Raw genomic sequence first — 23,135 nt, 5'->3', positions numbered from 1 at the left:
CACTGGATGGCCCCGCACGGCGCGACGCGCATGCCCGCGCGGGGACGGAGATCGCCGCTGAGGATAAGCGTTGCCACCACCGCGGCGTACGCCCGCATGGCCAGGCTTCGACCGGGTTCGCATTTGCCGCGCACGCCAGCCCTGCCCGCCGGCGGCCTGCACCGGCGCCGCCGCGCGCGGCGCACGCATCACGCCCGCGCCAGCTTGCCCAGGCGGTCCAGCAGCGCGACCCAGAACGCCGCAGGCAGTTCGGCCTGCAACGGCACCGCATAGTGCCAGTCGGTGGCGAACGCCTTGCACTTCACCGCGTCCTTCTCGGTCATCAGCACCGGCAGCTCGCTGCCGAAGAACAGGTCCGATGCCTGGTAGCGGTGGTGGTCGGCGAACGCATGCGGCACCACGCCGATGCCGCGGGTGCGCAGCATCTGGAAGAAGCGCTGCGGATGGGCGATGCCGGCCACGGCATGCACCCGCTGCCCGGCGAAACCCTGCAGCGAACGCTCGCGCCCGCCACGCAGCGGGCGGGCGCTGTCGATGCGCAGGCGCATCGTCCATTCACCGAACCCGGCCCCCGGCGGGACCTCACCGGCATCGCTGGCCTGGCCCAGGTTGACCACCCGGAAATCGCAGTCGCGCGCCCGCGCCACCGGTTCACGCAGCGGGCCGGCCGGCATCAGCAGGCCGTTGCCGTAGCGCCGCTGCGCATCGACCACTTCGATCTCGATGTCGCGCGCCAGCCGGTAGTGCTGCAGGCCATCGTCGCAGACCACCACGTCGCAGCCGGCCTCGAGCAGCGCCCGCGCCGCGGCGACGCGATCCCGGTCCACGCGTACCGGCACGCCCGTCTTCCAGGCGATCAGCAGCGGCTCGTCGCCGGCCAGTTCCGGCGCCAGTTCCGGGGTGACCCAGCGGGCGCTGCCGGCATCGTCGCGGCCGTAACCGCGGCTGGCCACGCCCGGCTTCCAGCCCGCCTCGCGCAGGCGCTCGACCAGCGCGATGGTCAGCGGCGTCTTGCCGGTGCCGCCGGCGGTGATGTTGCCGACCACGATCACCGGCACTGGCACCTGGCGGCCGCGCAGCCAGCCGCGGCGGTACAGCCCGCGGCGCAGGCCGGCGACCGCGGCATACAGCGGCGCCAGCAGGCGGGCCGTCCACGGCACCGGGGCGCCGTCATACCACCATGGCGGCGTCTGCGTTCCCTTGCCGGCCATCAGACCTGCCTTTCCCGGAACTGCATCCGGTACAGGTGTTCGTACAGCCCGCCCAGCGCCAGCAGCTCCTGGTGGGTGCCGCGCTCGACGATCCGCCCCTGGTCCATCACCAGCACCTGGTCGGCGTGTTCGATGGTGGACAGGCGGTGCGCGATCACCAGCGTGGTGCGGTCGGGCATCAGCCGCTGCAGCGCATCCTGCACCAGCCGTTCGGACTCGTTGTCCAGTGCCGCGGTGGCCTCGTCCAGGATCAGGATCGGCGCATCCTTGAGCATGGCGCGGGCGATCGCCAGGCGTTGGCGCTGGCCGCCGGACAGGCGCCCGCCCTTGGCGCCGACCTGGGCATCCACGCCCTGCGGCAGCTGGTCGACGAATTCGCGCGCGTTGGCGCCGGCGATGGCCTGTTGCAACTGCTCGGCGCTGCGGCCCTGCAGTTCGCCGTAGGCGATGTTCTGGGCGATGCTGCCATCGAACAGCACAACCTGCTGCCCGACCAGCGCGATCTGCCGGCGCAGGTCGGCCAGGCGGTACTCCTGCACGGGATGTCCATCGAGCAGGATCTGCCCGGACTCGGGCTCGTAGAAACGCGGAATCAGCTTGATCAGGGTCGACTTGCCGCTGCCCGAGCGGCCGACGATCGCCGTCACGGTACCGGGACGGGCGACGAAACTGACGCCCTCCATCGCCGGCCGGGCCTGGCCCGGGTAGCGCGCGGTGACGTTACGGAATTCCAGCAGGCCCTCGGCCCGCTGCAGCCCGCGCGTGCCCGCGTCTGGCTCGTCCTGGGCATCGAGCACCACGAACAGGCGCTGCGCCGAGGCGATGCCGCGCTGGGTCATGTTCTGCACGTTGGTCAGCTGCTTGAGCGCGGGGATGATCGTCATCATCGCCAGCATCATCGACACGAAGTTGCCCACCGACAGGCGCCCGGCGGCGGCCTCGTGGCCGGCGATCAGCAGCAGCGACGCCAGGCCGACCGCACCGATCAACTGCACCATCGCCGAGGAGATGCTGCGCGTGGCTTCCACCTTCATCGCCAGCTTCAGGTTGGTGTCGGCCAGGCCGCCGTAGCGCGCCAGCTCGCTGCGCTGCGCACCGTAGATCTTCACCTCCTGGTGGCTGGACAGGGTCTGGTCCGCGGCCTGCAGCAGTTCCGCCCCGCTCTCCTGGATGCGGTGGCTGATGCGCCGGTAGCGCTTGGCGACCTTGTTCATCACCCACGCCAGCGGCGGCGCCAGCACGAAGATCGCCAGCGTCACCTGCCAGCTGTACCACAGCATCGCCGCCAGCGAGACCAGCACCTGCAGGGATTGCTGCAGCACCACCTTCATGGCGTCGACCGCGGCCTGCGCCACCTGGTCGCTGTCCGAACCGAGCCGCACCAGCATCGACGGCACCGGCTCGGTATCGAACTGCAGTCCGGGCAGGTGCAGGTATTTGTCCAGCACCCGCACGCGCAGGTCGCGGGCGATGCTGCGCGCGGCCCTGCCCATGCCGATGTCGGTCAGGTAACCGGCGATGCCGCGCAGCAGGAACAGGCCGATGATGGCCAGCGGCATCCACCCGTTGATGTCCTTCGGATTCACCAGGTTGTTGGTGATGGGGCTCATCAGCATGAGGAAGCCACCACCGGCCGCGGCCTCGATCAGCATGCCCAGTGCGGCCATCATCAGCAGCCCGCGGTAGGGCTGCGCGAACCCCAGCAGGCGCCGGTAGGTCTGCCAGGGTGTTTCGCTGAGGCTCATCGCTGCACCTCCGGTGCCGTGGCGATGGCGATCCGGCGGAAGCCGAGCTGCCCCAGGGCGTCCTGCACGGTGACCACCGCCTGGTACGGCGTGCGCGCGTCGGCGCGCAGCAGCACGGTCTGCCCGCGGTCATCGCCGGCGACCTGGACGATGGTCCGCTTCACCGATTCCACGTCGGTGCGCAGCACCTCGCGGTCGTTGATGAAATAACGGCCATCGGCATTGACCAGCACGCTGAGCGAGCGCGGTGGCTCGGCATTGCGCTGGTCGCTGGCGGTCGGCAGCTGCACCTGCAGGGTGGAGCGTGCGTCGAAGGTGGTGGTGACCACGAAGAAGATGATCAGCACCAGGATCACGTCGATCAGCGGCACCAGATCGATATGCGGCTCTTCCTGGGCCCGGTCGTTGCGGATGCGCATGCGGGGTCAGGCCTTGGCCACTGCCGCTGCCTGCGCGGCCGGCCTGGCCGCGGCCATCACCGCAGGGCGGCCGTCCAGGGTATCCAGCAGCGCGCCGGCTTCGTGTTCCATCTCGATCACGTAACCGTCCACGCGCGCGCGGAAATAGCGGTGGAACATCAGCGCGGGGATGGCCACGATCATGCCGGTGGCGGTGCACACCAGGGCCTTGCCGATACCGCCGGCCAGCTGGTTCACGTCGCCCACGCCATGGTCGAGGATGCCCAGGAACATCTGGATCATGCCGATCACCGTGCCGAGCAGGCCAAGCAGTGGGCCGGCCGATGCGATGGTACCCAGCGCGTTGAGGTAACGCCCCATCCGGTGCACCAGGTGGCGGCCGGTGTCCTCGATGCGCTCGCGGATCTGGTCGCGCGGGCGGTTGCGGGCTTCCAGCGCCGCGGCCAGCAGCGCGCCCAGCGGCGAGTTCGCGCGCAGCGATTCGATGTGGGAAGCGTCCAGCTTGCCGCGCGCGGCCCAGTTGCGCACTTCCTGCCCCAGCCCGGGCGGCAGCACCTCGTTACGCCGCAGGCTCCAGAAGCGCTCCAGGACAATCGCCAAAGCCAGTACGCCCAACAGCAGCAGCGGCACCATCGGCCAACCGCCGGCCTTGACCAGTTCCCACACGTTTCAACCCTCCGGCACGACAGCCGTCTTTTCATCCGCCGATAGGATAACAGCCGCCCGCGCCCGCCCAGCAGCATCCCACAGGCGACGACGCCACGGCCGGCGCTCACGCACCTGCAGGCCCTGCGCCCCCAGCCAGACCCTGACCGCGCCGCTCGCCGGCGTCGCCAGCACCTCGGCCCCGCCCCCTGCCAGCGCTCGACCACCTCCGCCCGCGGATGGCCGAAACGGTTGCCGTGCCCGGCCGACAGCAGCACCAGGCGCGCCCCGGTGGCCGCCACGAATCCCGGCCGGGACGAGCCGGCGCTGCCATGGTGCGGGGCCACGACCACCTCGGCCCGCAGCGCCGGGCGCTGCCGACGCACCAGGCCGGCCTCGATGACCTCGCCGATATCCCCTGCCAGCAGCATCGCGCCATGAGCGGAACGTATCCGCAGCACGCAACTGGATTCGTTGCGCAGGTACGGAAAGCCGGCAGGCGGATGCAGGTATTCGAACTGCACGCCATCCCACTGCCAGCGCAGGCCGGCGACGCAATGACGTGACGGTATCGACGGTTGCATGCCCGGCGGCGCATGCCAGGCCATGACCGGTAGCGCCGTGTGGACGGCGGCGATGCCGCCGGCGTGATCGTTGTCGCCATGGCTGACGACCACCGCATCGAGCCGCCCCACGCCCAGGGCGCGCAGCGCCGGCACCACCACCCGCGCACCGGCGTCGAAACCGTCGTGCACCGCCGGCCCGGCGTCATAGAGCAGGCGGTGGCCGCGGGTACGCACCAGCACCGACAGCCCCTGGCCGACGTCGAGCAGCACCAGCTCGACCTCGCCATGCCGCGGAAGCTCGCGCCCCGGCCACAGCAGCGGCAACCACAGCAGCAGTGCCAGTGATTTGCCCGGGATCGCACGCGGCAGCAGCAGCCAGCCCGCGCCGGCCAGCGCGAGCGGCAGCGCGGGACCGGCCGCCTCCGGCAGCCACCACAGGGCGAAGCGGCTGCCCCCCAGCCACGACAGCGCGGACCAGCTCAGCTCGAAGCACCAGGCCGAGGCGCGCCACGGCCCGCTGCCGGCCCCGCCAGCAGCGCCTCCAGCCCCGTCCCCAACAGTGCCAACGGCACCACCACCAGACTCCACCACGGGATTGCCAGCAGATTCGCCAGCGGGCCGGCAAGCGAAGCCTGGTCGAACAGCACCGCGGTCAGCGGCAACAGCCCTATCGTTGCCACCGACTGCGCGGACAGGAAGCCACGCAGCCAGTGCATGCGTTCCGGAAGGCACCAGGCCAGCCAGGCCACGCCGGCGAAGCTCAGCCAGAACCCGGCGGTCAGCATCGCCAGCGGATCCCAGCCGAGCACCAGCAGCGCGGCGAGCGCCAGCGCACCGAAAACGCTGGCCGGGCGGCGCCACAGCCTGGCCAGTGCCACCACAGCCACCATCAGCACCGTGCGCACCGTGGGCAGGGCGAAACCGGCCACGGCCGCGTAGCCGACGGCCCCGGCCACCGCGGCGAGGGCCGCGGCATGGGAACGCGGGCAATACCGCCCCAGCCAGGGAAGCAACCACCAGGCCGCGGAGGCGGCCAGGGCGATGAAGCCGGCGACCATGCCGACGTGGAAGCCTGAAATCGCGATCAGGTGGGTCAGGCCGGTGGCGCGCAGCATGTGCCAATCGCCCTCGTCCAGCGCCCGGGTATCGCCCACGGCCAGCGCTCGTACGTAGCGCGAGGCCGGGGTTTCGATGGCGGCGTCGATCCGCCCGGCGATGCGTTCGCGCCAGGCATCGATCCCACGCGGGGGCGCCAGTCGCCGCCCGCTGCCGCTCACCACCAGCCCGGTAGCGGCGATCCGCCGCGCCAATGCATTGCGCTCGGCGTCGAACCCGCCGGGGTTGGCGAGCCCGCGGGGGCCCGCACCCGCACCTGGAACCGCCAGCGGGCGCCGGCCTGCAGCGCCAACCGGGGCCCGGTTGGGTGCTCCCGAAATCGTCGTACCAGGCCAACTGCAGCAGCCGTCCGCGCAGCGCGTCAGGCTGGGCCGCGTCGCCGTCGACCCGGAACCGGAAGCGCGTCCGCCTGGACTCCACTTCCGGCAGCGACGCCACGGTGCCGGCGACGGACACCACGCTGCGCTCCAGCGCCGGCGGCAACTGCGCCTGCAGCGCCCAGCCGGCCTGCAGCGCCGCCCAGCCGGCCCCTGCCAGCAACGCCCCGCAGCACGGTGCACGGCCCGCCGCCCAGAGTGCCAGCCCGGCCAGCAGCGCGCTCCAGCGCACCCCGGGCGGCGGCAACCCCGGCATCCACAGCATCATGCCGACGCCGGCCAGAAAGCAGGCCGCGGCAGCCTTGCCCAAGCGCGGGCAAGCCCGCGTACCGGTGGCAGGGCGCAGCGCCCGAATCCAGTCGCGGCGTCGCTTGCACACGGCCCATCCCCTTCCGCCAGCCCGCCCCCATGCTGCCCGGGCGATAGCGCGCCCGCCGTAGGCCGGTCACGCATCCACGATGCAGGAAATGCCGTGCCGTGGCTTGGGCCAGCCCGCAGCGTCGGGCCTGCAGGAAAACGCCGCCGCGGAAACCACGCAAAAGAAAAGCGGGCCAGAGGCCCGCTTTTCCGGATGCAGCACAGGTACCCGGGCTTATTCGGCCGGGGTGCCCTCGCCTTCCTCGACGGCCTTCATCGACAGGCGGATGCGGCCCTGCTTGTCCACTTCCAGCACCTTGACCTTGACCACGTCGCCTTCCTTCAGCTTGTCGCCGACCTTCTCCACGCGCTCGCTGGAAATCTGCGAGACGTGCACCAGGCCGTCCTTGCCCGGCAGGATGGTGACGAACGCACCGAAGTCCATGATCTTGGCGACCTTGCCTTCGTAGATGCGGCCCGGCTCGACGTCCGAGGTGATCTGCTCGATGCGGCGCTTGGCTTCCTGCGCGGCGGCGTTGTTCACCGAGGCGATGGTGATGGTGCCGTCGTCCTGGATGTCGATCTGGGTGCCGGTTTCCTTGGTGATCGCCTGGATCACCGAACCGCCCTTGCCGATCACTTCGCGGATCTTGTCCGGGTGGATCTTGATGGTCAGCAGGCGCGGCGCGTAATCGCTCAGCTCCTCGCGCGGCGCGGTCAGCGCCTTGGCCATCTCGCCGAGGATGTGCAGGCGGCCGGCCTTGGCCTGCTCCAGCGCCTGCTTCATGATCTCTTCGGTGATGCCTTCGATCTTGATGTCCATCTGCAGCGCGGACACGCCTTCGGAGGTACCGGCGACCTTGAAGTCCATGTCGCCCAGGTGGTCTTCGTCACCCAGGATGTCGCTCAGCACGACGAAACGGTCGTCTTCCTTCACCAGGCCCATGGCAATACCCGCCACCGGCGCCTTGACCGGCACGCCGGCATCCATCAGCGCCAGCGAGGAGCCGCACACCGAGGCCATCGACGAGGAACCATTGGATTCGGTGATCTCCGACACCACGCGGATGGTGTACGGGAATTCCTCGATGGTCGGCATCACCGCCAGCACGCCGCGCTTGGCCAGGCGGCCGTGGCCGATCTCGCGACGCTTCGGCGCGCCGAAACGGCCGCACTCACCCACCGAGTACGGCGGGAAATTGTAATGGAACAGGAAGTTTTCCTTGTACTCGCCGGAGACGGCATCGATGATCTGGCCGTCGCGGGCGGTGCCCAGGGTGGTGACCACGATGGCCTGGGTCTCGCCGCGGGTGAACAGCGCCGAGCCGTGGGTACGCGGCAGCACGCCGGCCTTGACGGTGATCGGGCGCACGGTGTCCAGGGCACGGCCGTCGATGCGGACCTTGGTGTCCAGCACCGAATCACGCATGGTGCGGTACTCGAGCTCGCCGAACTCCTTGGCCAGTTCGGCCGGGTTCCAGCCCTCGGCGGCGACGCGGCCGGCCAGCTGCTCGGTCACGTCCTTCTTGATCGCGGCGATGGCGTCGCGGCGCTGCAGCTTGTCGCGCACCTGGAAGGCGTCGGCCAGCTTGCCGCCGATGGCTTCCTTCAGCGCCGAGATCAGCGCCTCGTTCTTGGCCGGGGCGACCCAGTCGCTCGGCTTGGTGCCGGCTTCGACGGTCAGTTCGTTGATCGCGTTGATGACCTTCTGCATCTCGCGGTGGCCGAAGGTCACCGCGCCCAGCATCACGTCCTCGGACAGCAGCGCGGCCTCGGACTCGACCATCAGCACGGCGTTGGCGGTACCGGCAACGACCAGTTCCAGCTGCGATTCCTTCAGCTCCGACACGGTCGGGTTGAGGATGTACTCGCCGTTCTTGTAGCCGACCTTGGCGGCGCCGATCGGGCCCTTGAACGGGGTGCCGGCCAGTGCCAGCGCCGCCGAGGCGCCGATCAGGGCCGGGATGTCACCGTCCACTTCCGGGTTCAGCGACATCACCGTGGCGATGATCTGCACTTCGTTCTTGTAGTCTTCCGGGAACAGCGGGCGGATCGGACGGTCGATCAGGCGCGAGATCAGCGTTTCCTTCTCCGTGGCGCGGCCTTCGCGCTTGAAGAAGCCACCCGGGATGCGGCCACCGGCGTAGAACTTTTCCTGGTAATCAACGGTCAGCGGGAAGAAGTCCTGGCCTTCGCGCGCGCTCTTGGCGGCGACGGCAGTGACCAGCAGCACGGTGTCGTCCATCTTGACGATGACGGCGCCGCTGGCCTGGCGGGCGACTTCGCCGGTCTCAAGCGTGACAGTGTGCTTGCCGTACTGGAAGGTTTTGGTGATTTTTGCCACGGAGGGTGTCCTTGGGGATGCTGTCTGCGAATGGACCGTCGGCGACCCTTGTCACCGGCGGGCGGCCGGAGTTCCGGCCCTGGAGATGTTGCTGAACTGCAAAAACAAAACCGCGGCGCATCGCTGCGCCGCGGGGGATTGTTGCTTAGCGACGCAGGCCAAGCTTTTCGATCAGGCCCTTGTAGCGCTCGACGTCCTTCTTCTTCAGGTAGTCGAGCAGGCTGCGGCGGCGGTTGACCAGCTGCAGCAGGCCGCGGCGGCTGTGGTGGTCCTTCTTGTGGACCTTGAAGTGTTCGGTCAGCTGCTCGATGCGGGCGGTCAGCAGGGCCACCTGGACTTCCGGCGAACCGGTGTCGTTGGCGCCGCGCTTGTTGTCTTCAATAACTTTCTGGGTGTCGATCGACATGATGTTTTCTCTGGATGCGTGGCCGGCAGGAACGTGCTGATGACGCACCGCGCAGCTCGCCGTTTAAGGAAGGCGGCCCGCCGACGGCGGACCGGTGCCCGGCAAAGGGCCGCAGAATTGTAACGATCCGCGCCTGCGGCCACAAGGCGCAACCTGTATCGGCGCCCCTGCCGGGCGCAACGGGTCAGAGGTTGAAACGGCGCTGCGGCGCCAGCATGCCGGCCGCATCCACCTGCCCCAGCCCCAGGGCCTTGCCGTCGTCGGCGAACACCGCCACCTGTCCGCGCGGCCACGCCGGATCCCGCAGGCGCTGGCCCATGCAGAAGCGCTGCGCGCGCGGGGCATCCAGCTCGACCCGGCCGAAATGGCCCAGCCCTGCCTCCAGCGGCAGCAGCCATTCCAACAGCGCCGCGTCGTCACCGGCTTCGGCCAGCTCGCGCAGCGCGTCCAGGCCGATCATGCGCGGCGCCAGGAACGGCTCCACCCACAGCCGCCGCAGTGCGGTGATGTGGGCACCGCAGCCCAACGCTTCGCCCAGGTCGCGGGCGATGCTGCGGATATAGGTGCCCGAGCCGCAGGTCACCCGCAGCCGCAGCCATTCAGGTTGCTGGTCCAGGACCTCGATCGCCTGTACGTGGACCTCGCGCTCGGGCGCCTCGATGGCCTCGCCGCGGCGCGCCTTCACATACAGCGGCTCGCCGCCCTGCTTCAGCGCCGAGTAGATCGGGGCGCGCTGGCGGATGTGCCCGATCAGCGGCGCCAGCGCCTGGCGCAGCGCCTGCGCGTCGAGCGCCGGGACCGGACGCTGCCGCAACACCGCACCGTCGGCATCGTCGGTATCGGTGGTCGTGCCCAGCGCGATCTGCGCGTCATAGGCCTTGGCCGAGCCCAGCAGCAGGCCGGCGATCTTGGTTGCCTCGCCGAAGCACAGCGGCAGCAGCCCGGTGGCCAGCGGGTCGAGACTGCCGGTATGCCCGCCCTTCTCGGCACGGAACAGCCGCCGTGCCACCTGCAGCGCGGTGTTGGAGCTCATGCCGGCAGACTTGTCGAGCAGGACGATGCCATCCAGGCGGCGGAATTGGATACGGGGACGCATTAGTTCTGCCTCGGTCTGCCTTGTTGCTGCGGTTGCAGTGGCCTTGCGGCCTTGGATCTTGGGGCGTCCTTCCGCAGCGACCCAGCCGCGGACAAACCCGCTGGCCGGCACGCAGGGATGGCACCGGTTCTGGAAGAGACACGGATGTCCCGGCGGGCAATCGGATGCGGCGGAGCGGCCCGTGGCGCGCAACACGCCGGGCGCGCTGGCAGGGCGTGCTTGCCAGCCAGCAATGGCAGAGCACCGCTCTGGACTATCTGTCTCTGCACTGGCGAAGAAAAGCTACCCGCTCCTTGCGCGTGAGCGGAACCAGCCGCTTGCGCCATGGGCTGCCGCGGCCGCGAAACACCGCCCGGTTCGGTCCCGCCCGCCTCGCTCGCATCCATCCCCCGGAGGATACTTACCGCCGGGAGACGACACATGCTCGAACGCTCAGGCCTTCTCGCCTTCCTCGCCATCGGTGCCGGGCTGCGCCGACTGCACATCCGGCAGGTCGCGCAGCAGGTTGTCGATGCGTTCGCCGCGGTCCACCGAATCGTCGTAATGGAAATGCAGCTCCGGCACGTGGCGCAGCTTCATCGCCCGGGCCAGGCCCATGCGCAGCTCGCCGGCCAGTTCGCGCAGGCCCTTGACCGCCTCGACCGAACGCTCCGGCATCAGCGCGGTGACGAACACCTTGGCATGGGCCATGTCGCGGGTGACCTCCACGTCCGAGACACTGACCGATGGCAGGCCATGCTCGCGCACGGCGGCATGCACCAGCGTGCCCAGATCACGGCGGATCTGCGCGGAAACTCGGTCGGTACGGTGGAAAGTCTTGGGCACGGAATCTCGCTCGTCTGGTTGTTGCGGGGAAAACGCGGCCGGCCCGCGTCGCGCGGGCCGGCCGGTACGGCGTCATTACAGGGTGCGCGGCACTTCGATGCGCTCGAAGCACTCGATCTGGTCGCCCGCCTTGACGTCGTTGTAGGCCTTCACGCCGATACCGCACTCGGTACCGTTGCGGACCTCGTCCACGTTCTCCTTGAAGCGGCGCAGCGATTCCAGTTCGCCCTCGAACACCACCACGCTGTCGCGCAGCACGCGGATCGGCTTGTTCCGCTTGACCACGCCCTCGACCACCATGCAGCCGGCGACCGCGCCGAACTTGGAGCTGCGGAACACGTCGCGGACCTCGGCGATGCCGATGATCTCTTCGCGGATTTCCACGCCCAGCAGGCCCGAAGCCACCTGCTTCACCTGGTCGATCACGTCATAGATGATCGAGAAGTAGCGCAGGTCGACGCCGTTGGATTCGATGATGCGACGGGCCGAAGCGTCCGCACGCACGTTGAAGCCGATGACCGTGGCCTTGGAGGCCACCGCCGAGTTGGCGTCCGATTCGGTGATGCCGCCCACGCCGGAGTGGATCACGTTGATCCGGATCTCGTCGTTGGACAGCCCCACCAGCGACTGGCTCAGCGCCTGCACCGAACCCTGGACGTCGGCCTTGATCAGCAGGTTCAGCACCTGCTGGCCTTCGCCCTTGCCCATCTGCGCCATGATGTCTTCCATGCGGCTGCCGGCACTGGCGACCAGGCGCGACTCGCGGCGCTTGGTCTCGCGCTGCTGCGCCACGTCCTTGGCCAGGCGCTCGTCGTCGACGACCACGAAGTCGTCGCCGGCATCCGGCACGCCGGACAGGCCCAGCACCTGCACCGGGATCGACGGGCCGGCCTCGGCCACCTGGCGGCCGGTCTCGTCGAACAGCGCACGCACGCGGCCGTACTGGATGCCGCACACCAGGTAGTCGCCCTTCTTGAGCTGACCCTGCTGCACCAGCACCGTCGCGACCGGGCCACGGCCCTTGTCCAGCGAGGATTCGATGACCACGCCGCTGGCGCGGCCTTCGGCCACGGCCTTCAGCTCCAGCACTTCGGCCTGCAGCGAAATCGCATCCAGCAGGTCGTCGATGCCCTGGCCGGTCTTGGCCGAGATCTCCACCATCTGGGTGTCGCCACCGAAGTCCTCGGCCACGACCTGCTCGGCGAGCAGCTCGTTCTTGACCCGCATCGGATCGGCGGACGACTTGTCGATCTTGTTGATCGCCACCACGATCGGCGCGTTGGCCGCGCGGGCGTGCTGGATGGCTTCGCGGGTCTGCGGCATGACGCCGTCGTCGGCCGCCACCACCACCACCACCACGTCGGTCAGCTGCGCACCGCGGGCACGCATCGAGGTGAACGCGGCATGGCCGGGGGTGTCGAGGAAGCTGATGACGCCCTTGGGCGTTTCCACGTGGTACGCGCCGATGTGCTGGGTGATGCCGCCGGCTTCGCCGTTGGCGACCTTGGTGCGGCGGATGTAATCCAGCAGCGAGGTCTTGCCGTGGTCGACGTGGCCCATAATGGTGACCACCGGCGGACGCGGCACGGCGTCGCCCTGGTCGGCATCGGTGATGGCCAGCAGCGCGTCCTCGGCATCGTTGTTGCCGGCACGTACCGCCTTGTGCCCGAGTTCCTCGGTCACCAGCGCCGCGGTGTCATGGTCGATGGACTGGGTGATGGTGGCCATCACGCCCATCTTGAACAGCGCCTTGACCACTTCGCCGCCCTTCAGCGCGAGCTTCTGCGCCAGGTCGGCCACGGTGATGGTGTCGCCGATGGCGACCTCGCGCACGACCGGCGCGGTCGGACGCTCGAAGCCATGGTTGCCACCACCGCCGCGCGACTGCTCGGCGCCACGGCGGCCCTGCGGCGCGCGCGCGCCCGGACGGCCGCGGGAATTGCTGTTGTTGCCGCCGCGGCGCGCGCGGTCGGACGGCGACAGGTGCAGCTGGCCGCCGAAGCGGTTGCCGCCATTGTCGTCGGACGACTGCGGGCCACGCGCCTTGCTGCCCGGCTTGGCATGCGCGGCGCGATCGTCGCGCACGGCGTGCGGACGGCTCGGCGAAGGCGCATGGCGCACGTTCTTCACCACCGGCTCGTCATCCTCGTCCTCGGCGGCGCGCGGCGGCGCCTTGGCGGCCTGCGCGGCCTCCTCGGCGGCCTTGCGCTCGGCCTCGGCACGCAGTCGCTCGGCCTCTTCGGCCGCCTTCTGCTGGGCGATCTGCTCGGCGCGCGCGCGGTCCTTCTCGGCGAGCATGCGCTGCTCCTCGAGATTGCGCTGGCGCGACTCCTCGAGCTTGCGCAGGATCTCGGCGCGCTCGGCATCCGCATCCATCGGCGCGCCGGCGGCCGGCTTGACGTAGGTACGCTTCTGGCGCACCTCGACGTTGACCGTGGTCTTGCTGCGGCCGGCGTTGACGGTCACTTCCTGCTGCGTACGGCGGCTCAGGGTGATCTTCTTCGGCGCGGCGTCAGCCTCGTCGGCGACCTGCTCGTCCTTGCCGTGGGAACGGCGAAGGAAACCGAGCAGCTTCACTTTCTCGGCGCTGGTCACGACCTGGTCGGGACCGCTGAACTTCATGCCGGCCTGGGCCAGCTGTTCCAGCAGTTTCTCCACCGGCGTGTTGACCAGTTGGGCGAGCTTGCGGATGGTGGTTTGCTGCGACATTCGGATCCTATGATCTTGTTGGCGCCCCCTCGATACGGACGAAGGCAGCGCGGAGTCTACGCCCTGAGCGGCTCAGGGCCCTGTTCATCGCTGGCTCATTCGCCGCGCTCCAGACGGGCGATCTCCTCGGCGCGGGCTGCCAGGACCAGCGCCGCGGCGCGCTCCAGGTCCATGCCCTCGATGCCGAACTCCAGGACTTCGTCGGCCGCCAGGTCCGACAGGTCCTCGCTGGTGCGCACGCCGTTCCCGGCCAGCGCATAGGCCGTGGCCTCGTCCATGCCCGGCAGCGCCAGCAGGTCCGCCGCCGGCACGCCTTCCTCGGCGCCCTCTTCCACCGCCAGCGCCTCGTTGAGCAGTGCGTCGCGGGCGCGGGCGCGCAGTTCCTCGACGATGTCCTCGTCGAAGCCCTCCACCGCCAGCAGCTCGCCGATCGGCACGTAGGCGATTTCCTCGACGGTGCTGAAGCCCTCGCTGACCAGGATGCCGGCGATTTCCTCGTCCACTTCCAGCTTGTCCATGAACAGCTGGCGGGCGACGGCCTGCTCGGCCTCCGACTTGGCGGCGACCTGGTCCTGGGTCATGACGTTGAGCTGCCAGCCGGTCAGGCGGCTGGCCAGGCGCACGTTCTGGCCGCCCTTGCCGATCGCCTGGGCCAGGCGCTCTTCGGCCACGGCCAGGTCCATCGAGTGCTTTTCCTCATCGACGATGATGGACTGCACCTCGGCCGGCGCCATCGCGTTGATGACGAAATTGGCCGGATTCTCGTTCCACAGCACGATGTCCACGCGCTCGCCGTTGAGCTCGTTGCTCACCGCCTGCACGCGCGAACCGCGCATGCCGATGCAGGCGCCGATCGGATCGGTGCGGCTGTCGTGGGCGATGACCGCGATCTTGGCGCGGTCACCCGGGTCGCGGGCGCAGGCCTTGATCTCGACCAGCCCCTGGCCGACTTCCGGCACTTCCAGCTTGAACAGCTCGATCATGAACTCGGGGCGGCGCGGCTGATGAACAGCTGCGGGCCGCGCGGCTCCGAACGCACCTCGGCCAGGTAACCGCGCACGCGGTCGCCGGCGCGCAGCACGTCGCGCGGAATGCCCTTATCCTTGGGGATGAACGCCTCGGCGTTGCCGCCCAGGTCGACGTAGATGTTGCCGCGCTCGGCACGCTTGACCACGCCGGTCACCAGCTCGCCGACACGGTCCTTCCACGCGTCCACGACCTGCTGGCGCTCGGCCTCGCGCACGCGCTGCACGATCACCTGCTTGGCGGCCTGCGCGGCGATGCGCCCGAAGTCCGGGTTCTCGATCTGCTCCTCGATATAGTCGCCGACCTCGACGCCGTCGGCCTCCTCGATCGCGTCCATCAGGCGGATCTGGCGGTCCGGCGACTCCATCACCACGTCGTCGGCCACAACTTCCCAGCGGCGGAAAGTCTCGTAGCTGCCGTCCTTGTGGTCGATCGAAACGCGCGCGAGCACGTCCTGGTCCACATAGCGCTTCTTGGCCGCGGAGGCGAGCGCCGCCTCGATCGCATCGAAGATCACTTCGCGCGGCACGCCTTTCTCATTGGCGACCGCGTCGACTACCAGCAGAAGTTCCTTGCTCATCGGCTTACTCCGCGCGCGGCTTGCGGGCCGCGGTTTCGTTATTGGATTTGTTCCTGGCCGCGCTCCCCTGCCTGGGGGCCGGGCCGGTCGGTTTGGTCGGAGCCAGGCCAAGCGCGGCCCAGTCCGGAATGATGCGCGCCTTGTCGATATTGTCGAAAGCCGCCACGAACGGCTTGCCATCGACCACGAAGGTCACGGTGCCGGCATCGGCATCCACAGCGGCGATCTCGCCCTGCAGGCGGCGCCGGTTCTCCTGCGGCAGCTTCAGCCCGACCTTGGCCGACTCGCCCAGGTGGCGCTCGAACTGCTCCAGGGTGAACAGCGGCCGGTCCACGCCCGGGGAAGACACCTCCAGCGTGTAGTTGCCGCTGATCGGATCCTCGACGTCCAACTGCGCGGAGACCTCGCGGCTCACCCGCTCGCAGTCGTCGATGTTGACCACGCGTTCGGGCTGCTCGGCCAGCGGCACGTCGATGTACAGACGCAGCGTGGCGCCGCCCGGCGCCGGCAGATACTCGGCGCCCAGCAGATCCAGGCCCAACGCCTGCACGGTGGGGCCCAGCAGATTCGCGATTTCAGTAGCCTTGTCGCTCACAGCCTGCCTTGATTTGGGTAATGGGAAACGGGAAGAACCGGCCGGACTTTTCGTTTTGCGGAAACAACAAAGGGCCCGACTGGGCCCTTTGTCCGGTATGAATCCGGTGACTGGATTCCGGTTGCAGGAACGGAAGCAATCGTTCCTGCGAGCCCAGATTCAGCCTTCCACAACAGATGTTGAAGAAGGCCGGAACTGGTAGCGGGGGCAGGATTTGAACCTGCGACCTTCGGGTTATGAGCCCGACGAGCTGCCAGACTGCTCCACCCCGCAGCAGAAGCGGAATTATGAAGTAATTGGACCGTTACCGCAAGCCTTTTTTACTTCATTGTTTCAGGGAATCCGGGGATTCCGCTGAAACCCGGAACGCTCCACGTTCCGGCTGACCATCCTGCGATGGCCTGGCGATACCGACTTGCCGGCACCGCCCTCAACTCAGTGCGCGCATATTACATGAATCGCGCCGTTTTGTATCGCTTTTTATGACAAATGGGCAAATGCGTTGCGCATCCAGGCCAGCAGCGGCCCCAGCGCAACCGGCAGCACCAGCAGCGCCACGCAGTTCACGCCCAGCACGATGCCCAGGAGACGGTCATTGTTGCGCGGCAGCGGCTCGCCCACCGGCTCGTCGAAGTACATGACCTTGACCACGCGCAGGTAGTAGAAGCAGCCCACCACCGCGCTGATCACGCCCAGGATCACCAGCCACAGCAGGCCACCGTTGACCGCCGCGCCCAGCACCGCCAGCTTGGCCCAGAAGCCCAGGAACGGCGGGATGCCGGCCAGCGAGAACATGGCGCACAGCATGAGCCCGGCCATCCAAGGATTGCGCGCATTCAGGCCCTTGAAGTCGTCGATGCTCTCGGCCTCGAAGCCCGAGCGCGACAGCGCGACGATCACGCCGAAAGCGGCGGTGGACATGATCGCGTAGGCCACGGCGTAGAACATCGCCGACGAATAGCCGGCGGCGCCGCCGCCGGCCACGCCCATCAGCAGGAAGCCGATGTGCGAGACCGTCGAATAGGCCAACATGCGCTTGAGGTTGACCTGGGCGATGGCCATCAGGTTACCCACCACCAGCGACAGCGCGGCAAGGCCCGCGAGCACGTACTGCAGCTCGCTCGACAACGGGCCGACGCCGGCTTCGAGCAGGCGATAGGCCATGCCGAACGCGGCCAGCTTCGGGGCCGAACTGATGAACAGCGCGATCGGCGCCGGCGCACCCTGGTAGACGTCCGGCAGCCACATGTGGAACGGCGCGGCGCCCAGCTTGAAGGCGACGCCGGCGACCATGAACACCGCGCCGGTCAGCAGCAGCACACGCTCGTCCGACTGGGTGGCGGCGGCATGGATCACGTCCAGGTGCAGCGAACCGGTGGCGCCATACACCAGCGACATGCCGTACAGCAGCAGGCCAGAGGCCAGCGAGCCGAGCACGATGTACTTCATGCCCGCTTCGGCGGCCAGCTTGTTGTCGCGGTTGCTGGCCACCAGCGCATAGGAACACAGCGCCAGCAGCTCCAGGCCCAGGTAGACCATCAGCAGGCTGCCGGCGGAGACCAGCAGCATCATGCCCGCGGTGGCGAACAGCACCAGCACCGCGATCTCGCCCTGGTACAGGTTGCGCTCGCGCAGGTAGCTCCAGCCATAGATCAGGGTCAGGCCGCTGACCAGCACCACCACCGTCTTCATGACGTCGGCGGCGTTGTCGCGGATGAACATGCCATGGAACACCTCGCCCTGCCCGCCCACGCCGCCAAGCAGCATGGCGAAAGCAACGGCAAGGATGGCGACCGACAGGAAGTGGGTCCAGACCTTGTGGCGGTTGCTGATGAACAGGTCGAGGATCAGCAGGGCGAAGGCCCCGCCGATCACCACCAGTTCTGGCAGCAACGGCGGGAGGTCGGCGGCGGTCAACGGCAGTAGCGTCGGCGTTGTCATCATCAAATCCTGGAATCAATACTCTCGACGGGGCCGCTTACAGCAGCTTGCTCGATGCGATCTGCATCGCCAGCTTGGCGATGGAGGGCTCCATCAGTTCGGTCAGCGGACGCGGATACACGCCAAGCGCCAGCGTACCGACCGCGAACACGCCCAGCACCAGCCATTCGCGCCCGTTGATGTCCTTCATCTCGGCCACGTGGGCGTTGCCCACCTCGCCGAAGAACACGCGCTTGTACAGCCACAGCGAATACGCCGCGCCGATGATCAGCGTGGTGGCCGCAGCCAGCGCCACCAGCGGCTCCCACTGGAAGCTGGCCAGCACCACCATGAACTCGCCGACGAAACCACTGGTGCCCGGCAGGCCGGAGTTGGCCATGAAGAACAGCAGCGCGAATGCAGCGAACCACGGCATCACGTTGGCCACGCCGCCGTAGTCGGCGATGCGACGGGTGTGCAGGCGGTCGTAGAGCACGCCGATGCAGGAGAACATCGCGCCGGACACGAAGCCGTGCGAGACCATCTGCACCATCGCACCCTGCAGGCCAAGGCGGGCGGCATCGGCGTTGCCGGCCTCGCGCACCAGCCACAGCGCGGTGAACGTGCCCAGGGTGACGAAGCCCATGTGCGCGACCGAGGAATAGGCCACCAGCTTCTTCATGTCATCCTGCACCAGCGCCACCAGGCCGACGTAGATCACCGCCACCAGCGACAGCGCGATCACCAGCCAGGCCCACTCGTGGCTGGCATCGGGCACGATCGGCAGGTTGAAGCGCAGGAAGCCGTAGCCACCGATCTTCAGCGCGATCGCGGCCAGGATCACCGAACCGGCGGTCGGCGCTTCCACGTGCGCGTCCGGCAGCCAGGTGTGCACCGGGAACATCGGCACCTTGACCGCGAAGGCGATCAGGAACGCGAAGAACACCCAGGTCTGCTCCCTGGCCGACAGCTGCAGCTGGTACAGGTCGGCCAGCTGGAAGCTGCCGCCCTTGATGTACAGGTAGATCAGCGCCACCAGCATCAGCACCGAGCCGAGGAAGGTGTACAGGAAGAACTTCAGCGCGGCATAGATGCGGCGCGGGCCACCCCAGACACCGATGATCAGGAACATCGGGATCAGCATGGCTTCGAAGAACACGTAGAACAGCATCGCGTCGGTGGCGGCGAAGATGCCCACCGTCACGCCTTCCAGGATCAGGAAGGCGGCCACGTACTGGTTGACGCGCTTGTCGATCACGCCCCAGGCGCCGACCAGCGCCAGCACGCCCACCAGGGTGGTCAGCAGCACCAGCGCGATGGCGATGCCGTCCACCGCCAGGTTGTAGCCGATGCCGTAGGCGGGAATCCACGGATGCTGCTCGACGAACTGCATCACCTCGGCGGCGGTGCGGTCATAGCCGGTGAGCAGGCCGAGGCTCAACAGGAAGGTGAGCAGTGCCACCGCCAGGGACGCCCAACGGGCAGCCTGGGCGTTGCGCACGGCAAGAATCAACGCACCGCCGAGGATCGGCAGCCAGATGAGGATACTGAGTAGGGGCCAGTTCGACACGTCTTCTTATTCCGTACAGGTCAACGCGAGAAATGCATCAGCAGGCCCAGCAGGGCGATCAGGCCGATGATCATCACGAAGGCGTAGTGGTAGAGGAAACCGGATTGGGTGCGGCGCAGCAGGTTGGCGGCAAGCTCGACCACGCGGGCCGCGCCGTTGACCACACCATCCACCACGTTGCTGTCCACGGCACGGGCGGCCTTGCCAAGCTTGACGCTGCCACCGGCGAAACCATCGATCCACAGCTTGTCGAAGCCGTACTTGTTCTCCAGCACCGATACCACCGGCGCCAGGGCCTTGCGGGACTTGCCTGCCAGCTCGGGCTTCCAGATGTAGAACACCCAGGCCAGGATGAAACCGGCCACCGTCAGCCAGAACGCCGGCATCATCATGCCGTGCAGGGCGTAGGCCACCGAACCGTGCCAGAACTCCCTGCCCACCGCGGCGATGGTGTCGCGCGCCGGATCGTAGAAATCGACGATGCCGGTGAAGAACGACAGGGTCTGGCCGGGGATCCCGGTGGCGGCGGCGTGGCCGTCCCAGCCGGTGCCGAACAGCATCGGGCCGATGGTGAAGAAGCCGATCAGGATGGACGGGATCGCCAGCAGGATCAGCGGCAGGGTCACCACCCACGGCGACTCGTGCGGCTCGTGTGCGCCGTGGCCATGCGCGTCGCCATGGTGGTGGGCGTCGTGGCCGTGGTCGTCATGCGCGTCACGGAAGCGTTCCTTGCCGAAGAAGGTCAGGAACAGCAGGCGGAAGCTGTAGAAGCTGGTGACGATCACGCCGCCCAGCACCGCCCAGTAGCCGTAGGTCGCCACCCAGTTGTCCGAGGTGTGGGCATGCAGCGCGGCGGCCTCGATGATGGTGTCCTTCGAGTAGAAGCCGGCGAAGAACGGCGTGCCCACCAGCGCCAGGGTGCCGATCCACATGGTGATGTGGGTGATGGGCATGTACTTGCGCAGGCCGCCCATCTTCATCATGTTCTGCTCGTGGTGCATGCCGATGATGACCGAGCCGGCACCCAGGAACAGCAGCGCCTTGAAGAAGGCGTGGGTCATCAGGTGGAACACCGCGCCCGAATAGGCCGACACACCCAGGGCGACGGTCATGTAGCCCAGCTGCGACAGCGTCGAGTAGGCGACCACGCGCTTGATGTCGTTCTGCACGATGCCGATCAGGCCGGTGAAGAAGGCCGTGGTGGCACCGATGAACAGCACGAAGTTCAGCGCGGTCTGCGACAGCTCGAACAGCGGCGACATGCGGGTCACCATGAAGATGCCGGCGGTGACCATGGTCGCGGCATGGATCAGCGCCGAGATCGGGGTGGGGCCTTCCATCGAATCGGGCAGCCACACGTGCAGCGGCACCTGCGCCGACTTGCCCATCGCACCGATGAACAGGCAGATGCAGATCAGGGTGGCGATCGACCAGATCACCGGCTCGCTCAGCACCTGCACCGGATGGCCGAACAGGTTGATCGAACCCGACCACACCTGGATCAGCGCGTTGGGGTCGTTCAGCAGCGGCGCATTGGCGAACACGGTGGCGTAGTCCAGGGTGCCGAACACCCACAGCACGCCGGCGATGCCGAGCAGGAAGCCGAAGTCGCCCACGCGGTTGACCAGGAACGCCTTCATGTTGGCGAAGATCGCGCTGGGCTTCTTGAAGTAGAAGCCGATCAGCAGGTACGACACCAGGCCCACCGCTTCCCAGCCGAAGAACAGCTGCAGGAAGTTGTTGCTCATCACTAGGGTGAGCATCGAGAAGGTGAACAGCGAGATGTAGCTGAAGAAGCGCTGGTAGCCATCGTCATCGGCCATGTAGCCGATCGAGTAGATGTGCACCAGCAGCGACACGAAGGTCACCACCACCATCATCATCGCGGTCAGGCGGTCGACCATGAAACCGACATGCGCGGTGTACTGGCCGACTTCGAAGAAGGTGTAGATGTTCTGGTTGAACGGCTGCGCCCCGCCCCACAGCAGCTGGTACAGGGTATGCAGCGACAGTGCGCAGCTGACCGCCACGCCCAGGATGGTGGCGTACTGGGCGCCCTTGCGCCCCACCTGGCGACCGAACAGGCCGGCGATGATGCTGCCGAACAGCGGTGCGAGCACCACTGCGATCAACAGACTCTTGGAGAGAGTGATTTCCATCTGTGGGTCAGCCCTTCAACGAATCGACTTCGCCAACGTTGATGGTGTGGCGGGTACGGAACAGGGTCACCAGGATCGCGAGGCCGATGGCGGCTTCCGCCGCGGCCACGGTCAGGATGAAGAACACGAACAGCTGGCCGGCGGTGTCGCCGAGCTGCCGCGAGAAGGCGACGAAGTTGATGTTCACCGACAGCAGCATCAACTCGATCGACATCAGCAGCACGATGATGTTCTTGCGGTTGAGGAAGATGCCGGCGACGGAGATGCAGAACATCACCGCGCCGAGCGCGAGCATGTGGCCCAGGGAAATCATGGCTTGGCCTCCTCGCCGCCTTCGTTGTGCAGGGTATCGGTCAGCGGCACCGGCTTCTCGGCCGCCATCTTCACGATGCGCAGGCGGTCGCTGGCGCGGACACGGGTCTGCTCCGAGGGATTCTGCGTCTTCACGCCGGTGCGGCGGCGCAGGGTCAGCATCACCGCGGCGATCACCGCCACGGTCAGGATCACCGCGGCGAACTCGAACGGCAGCAGGTACTCGGTGAACAGGCTGCGCGCCAGCCAGGTGATGTTGGAGCTGTCGGCGGCCGCGGCGGCGGCGTTGTCCGCCGGGAACGGGGCGGCCGCACGGGCCTTGATGCCGATCAGGGTCAGCATCTGCAGCAGCATCACCACCGCCACCACCAGCCCGACCGGCAGGTAGCGCACCCAGCCCTCGCGCAGGCTGTCGGTTTCGACGTCCAGCATCATCACCACGAACAGGAACAGCACCATCACCGCGCCGACGTACACCAGCACCAGGGTGACGCCGAGGAACTCGGCGCCGACCAGCAGCCAGACGCAGGCGACGGAGAAAAAGGTCAGGATCAGGCACAGCACGGCATACACCGGGTTGCGCACGCTGATCACCGACAGGGCCGACAGCCCCGCCACGACCGAGAAGAACCAGAAGGCGATATTTACCCAATCCATCTTTCGGTCCTCAGCGGAAGGCGGCGTCGGCGGCACGGCGTTCGGCGATCTCGGCTTCCAGCCGATCACCGATGGCCAGCAGCTGCGGCTTGGTGACGATGTTCTCGCCACGGTTCTCGAAGTGGTACTCGAGGATGTGGGTTTCCACGATCGAATCCACCGGGCAGCTCTCCTCGCAGAAACCGCAGAAGATGCACTTGAACAGGTCGATCTCGTAACGCGTGGTGCGGCGGGTACCGTCCTCGCGCTTGGCCGAGTCGATGGTGATGGCCAGCGCCGGGCACACCGCTTCGCACAGCTTGCAGGCGATGCAGCGTTCCTCGCCGTTCGGGTAGCGGCGCAGCGCGTGCAGGCCGCGGAAACGCGGCGACTGCGGGAACTTCTCCATCGGGTACAGCACGGTGTACTTGGGCTTGAACGCGTACTTCAGCGTCAGCCACATGCCGGAGACGAGCTCCAGCAGCAGCAGGCTCTTGAAATAGTGGGTGATCTTTTTCATG

The 23,135-nt window shown here is 67.9% G+C and carries 16 protein-coding genes, 1 tRNA gene and 2 pseudogenes; all 19 read right to left on the bottom strand.

Annotation, left to right across the window (positions count from 1 at the left end):
* Positions 1 to 188: 188 nt before the first annotated feature.
* Positions 189 to 1,211, bottom strand: coding sequence for a tetraacyldisaccharide 4'-kinase (locus B1L07_06730; GenBank protein AUZ54844.1), 1,023 nt, complete (start codon positions 1,209 to 1,211; stop codon positions 189 to 191).
* A complete protein-coding gene (locus B1L07_06725) occupies positions 1,211 to 2,956 on the bottom strand; it encodes a lipid A export permease/ATP-binding protein MsbA (protein AUZ54843.1) in 1,746 nt (581 codons plus the stop codon). The genes B1L07_06730 and B1L07_06725 overlap by 1 nt, the downstream gene beginning before the upstream one ends.
* On the bottom strand, positions 2,953 to 3,375 hold the full coding sequence (locus tag B1L07_06720) for a biopolymer transporter ExbD (GenBank protein ID AUZ54842.1): 423 nt from the start codon (positions 3,373 to 3,375) through the stop codon (positions 2,953 to 2,955). Before B1L07_06720 ends, B1L07_06725 begins: the two co-directional genes overlap by 4 nt.
* 6 nt (positions 3,376 to 3,381) lie before the next feature.
* Complete coding sequence (locus B1L07_06715) at positions 3,382 to 4,041, bottom strand: biopolymer transporter ExbB (protein AUZ54841.1); 660 nt, start codon at positions 4,039 to 4,041, stop codon at positions 3,382 to 3,384.
* 3 nt (positions 4,042 to 4,044) lie between these two features.
* A pseudogene (locus tag B1L07_06710) lies at positions 4,045 to 6,434 on the bottom strand (transporter).
* A 237-nt stretch (positions 6,435 to 6,671) separates the two neighbouring features.
* Positions 6,672 to 8,780, bottom strand: a complete 2,109-nt coding sequence (locus tag B1L07_06705; protein AUZ54840.1) for a polyribonucleotide nucleotidyltransferase — start codon at positions 8,778 to 8,780, stop codon at positions 6,672 to 6,674.
* Positions 8,781 to 8,925: 145 nt separating this feature from the next.
* Entirely contained in the window at positions 8,926 to 9,186 is a 261-nt protein-coding gene (locus B1L07_06700) for a 30S ribosomal protein S15 (protein AUZ54839.1), read from the bottom strand.
* A gap of 184 nt (positions 9,187 to 9,370) precedes the next feature.
* The gene (locus B1L07_06695; protein ID AUZ54838.1) at positions 9,371 to 10,282 is read right to left on the bottom strand and encodes a tRNA pseudouridine(55) synthase TruB; all 912 of its coding nucleotides are present in this window, start codon (positions 10,280 to 10,282) and stop codon (positions 9,371 to 9,373) included.
* Between the two features lie 432 nt (positions 10,283 to 10,714).
* Complete coding sequence (locus B1L07_06690) at positions 10,715 to 11,107, bottom strand: ribosome-binding factor A (protein ID AUZ54837.1); 393 nt, start codon at positions 11,105 to 11,107, stop codon at positions 10,715 to 10,717.
* 75 nt (positions 11,108 to 11,182) lie between these two features.
* Complete coding sequence (locus tag B1L07_06685; GenBank protein ID AUZ54836.1) at positions 11,183 to 13,816, bottom strand: translation initiation factor IF-2; 2,634 nt, start codon at positions 13,814 to 13,816, stop codon at positions 11,183 to 11,185.
* A gap of 95 nt (positions 13,817 to 13,911) precedes the next feature.
* Positions 13,912 to 15,422: pseudogene (nusA, locus tag B1L07_06680) on the bottom strand (transcription termination/antitermination protein NusA).
* Positions 15,423 to 15,426: 4 nt separating this feature from the next.
* Positions 15,427 to 16,017 carry a ribosome maturation factor gene (locus B1L07_06675; protein ID AUZ54835.1) on the bottom strand — a complete coding sequence of 197 codons (591 nt, stop codon included), beginning with the start codon at positions 16,015 to 16,017 and terminating at the stop codon, positions 15,427 to 15,429.
* 196 nt (positions 16,018 to 16,213) lie between these two features.
* Positions 16,214 to 16,290, bottom strand: a tRNA-Met gene (locus B1L07_06670).
* Positions 16,291 to 16,497: 207 nt separating this feature from the next.
* Positions 16,498 to 17,958, bottom strand: coding sequence for an NADH-quinone oxidoreductase subunit N (locus tag B1L07_06665; protein ID AUZ56494.1), 1,461 nt, complete (start codon positions 17,956 to 17,958; stop codon positions 16,498 to 16,500).
* A 37-nt stretch (positions 17,959 to 17,995) separates the two neighbouring features.
* Positions 17,996 to 19,507, bottom strand: a complete 1,512-nt coding sequence (locus B1L07_06660; GenBank protein AUZ54834.1) for an NADH-quinone oxidoreductase subunit M — start codon at positions 19,505 to 19,507, stop codon at positions 17,996 to 17,998.
* 20 nt (positions 19,508 to 19,527) lie between these two features.
* A complete protein-coding gene (locus B1L07_06655) occupies positions 19,528 to 21,666 on the bottom strand; it encodes an NADH-quinone oxidoreductase subunit L (protein ID AUZ54833.1) in 2,139 nt (712 codons plus the stop codon).
* Positions 21,667 to 21,673: 7 nt separating this feature from the next.
* Positions 21,674 to 21,979: an NADH-quinone oxidoreductase subunit K gene (locus tag B1L07_06650; GenBank protein ID AUZ54832.1), complete on the bottom strand. Its 306-nt coding sequence runs from the start codon at positions 21,977 to 21,979 to the stop codon at positions 21,674 to 21,676.
* On the bottom strand, positions 21,976 to 22,635 hold the full coding sequence (locus B1L07_06645; protein AUZ54831.1) for an NADH:ubiquinone oxidoreductase subunit J: 660 nt from the start codon (positions 22,633 to 22,635) through the stop codon (positions 21,976 to 21,978). Before B1L07_06645 ends, B1L07_06650 begins: the two co-directional genes overlap by 4 nt.
* 10 nt (positions 22,636 to 22,645) lie before the next feature.
* Positions 22,646 to 23,134, bottom strand: coding sequence for an NADH-quinone oxidoreductase subunit I (locus B1L07_06640; protein ID AUZ54830.1), 489 nt, complete (start codon positions 23,132 to 23,134; stop codon positions 22,646 to 22,648).
* Position 23,135: the final 1 nt, after the last annotated feature.

The sequence above is a fragment of the Stenotrophomonas acidaminiphila genome (assembly GCA_002951995.1).
Classification (GTDB): domain Bacteria; phylum Pseudomonadota; class Gammaproteobacteria; order Xanthomonadales; family Xanthomonadaceae; genus Stenotrophomonas; species Stenotrophomonas acidaminiphila_A.
This window is presented reverse-complemented; position numbering and strand designations above follow the sequence as displayed.

Excerpts from the sequence above, each read along its gene's own strand:
- B1L07_06730 (AUZ54844.1), bottom strand. The coding sequence starts at position 1,211 with ATGGCCGGCAAGGGAACGCAGACGCCGCCATGGTGGTATGACGGCGCC.
- B1L07_06725 (AUZ54843.1), bottom strand. The coding sequence starts at position 2,956 with ATGAGCCTCAGCGAAACACCCTGGCAGACCTACCGGCGCCTGCTGGGG.
- B1L07_06720 (AUZ54842.1), bottom strand. The coding sequence starts at position 3,375 with ATGCGCATCCGCAACGACCGGGCCCAGGAAGAGCCGCATATCGATCTG.
- B1L07_06700 (AUZ54839.1), bottom strand. The coding sequence starts at position 9,186 with ATGTCGATCGACACCCAGAAAGTTATTGAAGACAACAAGCGCGGCGCC.
- B1L07_06695 (AUZ54838.1), bottom strand. The coding sequence starts at position 10,282 with ATGCGTCCCCGTATCCAATTCCGCCGCCTGGATGGCATCGTCCTGCTC.
- B1L07_06685 (AUZ54836.1), bottom strand. The coding sequence starts at position 13,816 with ATGTCGCAGCAAACCACCATCCGCAAGCTCGCCCAACTGGTCAACACG.
- B1L07_06665 (AUZ56494.1), bottom strand. The coding sequence starts at position 17,958 with ATGACAACGCCGACGCTACTGCCGTTGACCGCCGCCGACCTCCCGCCG.
- B1L07_06655 (AUZ54833.1), bottom strand. The coding sequence starts at position 21,666 with ATGGAAATCACTCTCTCCAAGAGTCTGTTGATCGCAGTGGTGCTCGCA.
- B1L07_06650 (AUZ54832.1), bottom strand. The coding sequence starts at position 21,979 with ATGATTTCCCTGGGCCACATGCTCGCGCTCGGCGCGGTGATGTTCTGC.
- B1L07_06645 (AUZ54831.1), bottom strand. The coding sequence starts at position 22,635 with ATGGATTGGGTAAATATCGCCTTCTGGTTCTTCTCGGTCGTGGCGGGG.
- B1L07_06640 (AUZ54830.1), bottom strand. The coding sequence starts at position 23,134 with ATGAAAAAGATCACCCACTATTTCAAGAGCCTGCTGCTGCTGGAGCTC.